The 3,709-nt window shown below is 70.7% G+C and carries 1 protein-coding gene and 2 pseudogenes; all 3 read right to left on the minus strand.

Features of this window, described 5'->3' with window-relative positions; all coding sequences use genetic code 11:
* Window positions 1–495 (minus strand): annotated as a pseudogene (locus ASG00_RS15470) (hypothetical protein); the annotation flags it as partial.
* Complete coding sequence (locus ASG00_RS12045) at window positions 492–2,126, minus strand: sensor histidine kinase (protein ID WP_056209889.1); 1,635 nt, start codon at window positions 2,124–2,126, stop codon at window positions 492–494. The gene ASG00_RS12045 and the pseudogene ASG00_RS15470, both read right to left, overlap by 4 nt.
* A gap of 1,277 nt (window positions 2,127–3,403) precedes the next feature.
* Window positions 3,404–3,709: pseudogene (locus tag ASG00_RS12055) on the minus strand (sensor histidine kinase); the annotation flags it as partial.

Consider the following 3,709-nt stretch of genomic DNA (forward strand, 5'->3'; position numbering starts at 1 on the left):
GTACGCGGACTGGATGCCGAGCACGACCGCCAGCGAGACGGATGACCGCAGCCGCCCGACCGGTCGCCGTCGCATCTCGACGGCTCCGAGTGCGGCGAACCCCGCGATGTTCACGAACATCACGAAGGCGCCCGCCCAGTCCCCTCCAGCCGGACCGCGCACGATCACCGCCGCTGCGCTCACCGCGACGCACAGTGCGACCAGCAGCACGGGTCCGCGTACGGCCCTCTGGTTGAACGCCCGGGCGCCGAGCCACATGCAGCCCGCGGAGGACACGAACAGGGCGTTGCCGATGGCGATCGGCACGAACCCGCCGACGCCGACCGCCCAGACCAGGTAGGCCGTGCTCGTGCCGATGCCGGAGAGGAAGGCGATCGCCCAGAACGCGCCGACCGCCTCGTCGCGGCGCAGCAGCGTCTCGGAGACGAACAGGATGCCGGCGACCGCGACGACGAGCGCGGTCATGACCGAGACACTGGCCAGATCGAGGGTCATGCGTGCAACTCGCGATCGCCCTGACCTCGAGGCTGGGCGGGAAGCCGGACGGTGAAGGTCGATCCCGTCCCCGGGGCGCTGCGCACGGTGATGTCGCCCCCGTGGGCGCGCACGATGTCCCGGCTGATCGACAGTCCGAGCCCGGAGCCCTCGACATCGCGCCTCGCCCGGAAGTACTGCTCGAACAGACGACGCTGGTCCTCGGCGGAGATGCCGACGCCCGTGTCCTGCACGTCGATGAAGGTCGAGGTGCCATCCGACGACGTGCGCACGGCGATGCTGCCGCCATCGACGTTGTACTTCACCGCGTTGCTGACGAGGTTGTCGACCACCTGCCGGATGCGCGCGGCATCCGCCCAGGCGCTCGCCGGCAGCACGTCGGTCGCGTTGATGGAAATCGACGTGTAGGCCGCCCGGGCGCGCCACGCCTCGGCCGCCTGCTGCACGAGCTCGGCCACGTCGATCTGCTTCGGCGAGATGGTGAGGTCGATGGATCCGCGCGAGGTGCTCGACGCGGCGAGGATGTCCGCGATGATCTCCAGCAGACGCTCGCCGTTCTTGGCGGCGACGTCGAGATCGCGGGCGGCGTCGTCGGGCCGGTCGAGGTGGTCGATGGCGAGGTCGATGTATCCGAGCACAGAGGTGAGGGGGGTGCGCAGCTCGTGCGAGATCGACGACACGAGTCGATCGCGCGCCCGGAGCGCAGTGAGCTCGGCGGTGACGTCGCGTGCGACGATGACGCACCCGGCGGGCGCGCCGTCACCCGAGCGCAGCTGGCGCGCCGTCATCGACAGCGCCGTTCGCGGCTGGTCGGGGGGACCGAACCAGATGACCTCGTTCTCGAACAGCTCGCCGCGCAGCGCGCGCCGCAGCGGGCGGTCCGGCTCCTCGATGAGGGTGACGCCGTCGGCCGCGTAGGCGTCCCCGATCGGACGATCGAGGCGACCGAAGCCGGGGATCGAGCGTTGGATGCGCCCGAGCGCCTCGTTGAAGACCGAGACCTCGCCGTCCGCGGTGATGCGGATCACGCCGAAGTCGACGGCATCGAGCACGTCGGTCATCAGCTCCTCGTGGCCCTGCGCACGCGACAGCGCACCCGACAGCAGAGCGGTCTGCTTGTCCAGCAGCACCCGCTGGGCGCGGTAGCGGCGGCTGCTCACGTAGCTCGTCACCCCGATGGCGACGATGACGGCGGCCGGGAGCAGGTAGCTCACCGCGCTGCCGGAGGCTCCCGCCAGCGCGATGATCGCCCCGAATTCGACGAGCACGAGCGCTGCGGCGGTGAGGAACGCGGTGAGACCGAGGGTTGCCATCCACATCACCGGGAACGCCCACAGCAGCTCGATCCCGAGCAGGTGCTGCTCGGAACGCGCGAGGCCGATCGCGACGATGTCCGCGAGCGGGATCACGTAGACCCACGCACGGGCGATCCGCGCCCACGGCACCACCAGGGTCGCCGCTCCCCCGGCCAGCACGATCACCGTCGCGACGAGGAGGAGTGAGTGGTCGGCCGCACGGTCGGTGATCGCGACCGCCAGCACGATCACGACCAGGATCACGCACAGCAGCAGCTGGTTGAGCATCGCCACCCGACCGCGAAGGTCGGCGTCACGATCCTCGGTGGCGGCCATTCGACGACGTTACCGCGATGACGCGTGCGACACGCTCGGCGCGAAGACGACGGATGACTCGTCGGTCGCGGCCGCGCGAGCCGCCGCCGCGCGCGCNGCCGCCCCGACGCCGATCGCAGGAAGTACGATGCCGTCCTCCTGCACGAGCGTCTCGATCACGCCGCGGTACAGCAGCGCCGCCTGGCGACGCGCGTCGGGCGGGCTCGCGGCCATCGCGCACGTGAGCACGACACCGTGTTCGATGGCGAGCAGCGCGTTCGCGACGCTGTATCGACGTGCAGCGGCCGCGACGCTCGCCCGCAGCTCCGCGAGGACGTCGCCGCCGAACGAGGCGGAGATGTCCTCGGCCGCGTCGATGTGCACCGCGCACACGACGACGAACTCGGTGCGCTCGGATCCCTTGCGCAGCAGCAGGTCCACCATGCGGCGGAATCCTTCGGCGTCGAGGTACCCCTCGCGCATCCCGGGCATCACGGCTCCCGCCGAGAGCAGCGTCTCACGGGGACCGAGCTCGTAGCGGAGGATGGATGTCGCGACCAGCACGACGACGGTGAACACGATGAAGAACGCGCTCACGGGGCCACTGCCGAGCCAGAGTTGGAACAGCGGCTGCCCGGAGCCGACGGTGATGACCACGACGCCGCGCAGGATGTACACGACAGCCTCGGCGAGGAACGCGATGCCCAGCACCTTGCCGAATCCGAACCGTGAGAGCCGGCCGCGCAGGCAGTACCACGATCCCACCGCGGCGAAGATCCCGATGCTGAGGAACAGCCACGCGCCCCCGGCCCACGCTCCCGCGTCCGGCCCGTCGACGAGCGTGGAGATCGCCGTCGCCACGCCGAGCCCGAGACCGAGCAGGAGCGGCCCGCCCGCGCGCCGGCCGTCGGCGACGCGGCATCCGATTGCGAGCGCGGCGGCCGCGGCGACCATCGTCGCGTTGCCGACGGCGAGGGCCGCCGTGCTCGCCCAGCCGGAGCCGATGAGGGCGTTCCAGACGACGTACGCGATCACGCCGATCGCGCTGAGCAGGTAGCCGAGGGACCAGAGCTGCACGGGACCGCGGTCCCGACGCACCAGCGACGTGACCACGAAGATGGCGGCGGCCGTCAGGAAGATCAGACCTGAGACGAACGACGCGGTGAAAGCATCCAGGATCATGCTCCACGCTCCTTCCAGACCGATCCGACCTCCGCCGCGCGCGGGGAGCGCTGGGCGAGTTCGGTCAGGTCTGCGGGTGCCGGAGAGTCGAGCGCCTCGGCCGATGCGGGCAGGCGCACCGTGAAGACGCTTCCGATTCCGGGCGTCGATTCAACGGTGATGTCGCCACCGTGGGCGCGCACCAGGTCACGCGCGATCGACAGGCCCAGTCCTGTACCGCCCGTGCGGCTGGCGTCGGCGCGGAAGAACCGTTCGAACAGGCGACCGAGGGCGTCCCGCGACATCCCGATGCCGGTGTCGGTGACGGTCAGCCAGGTCGAGAGGCCGTCGGATGTCGCCGCGAGCGAGACGGTGCCGCCGTCGCGGTTGTACTTCACGGCGTTGCTCACGAGGTTGTCGAGCACCTGACGCATGCGGAGGGG

This window comes from Microbacterium sp. Leaf351, assembly GCF_001423825.1.
GTDB lineage: Bacteria > Actinomycetota > Actinomycetes > Actinomycetales > Microbacteriaceae > Microbacterium > Microbacterium ginsengisoli.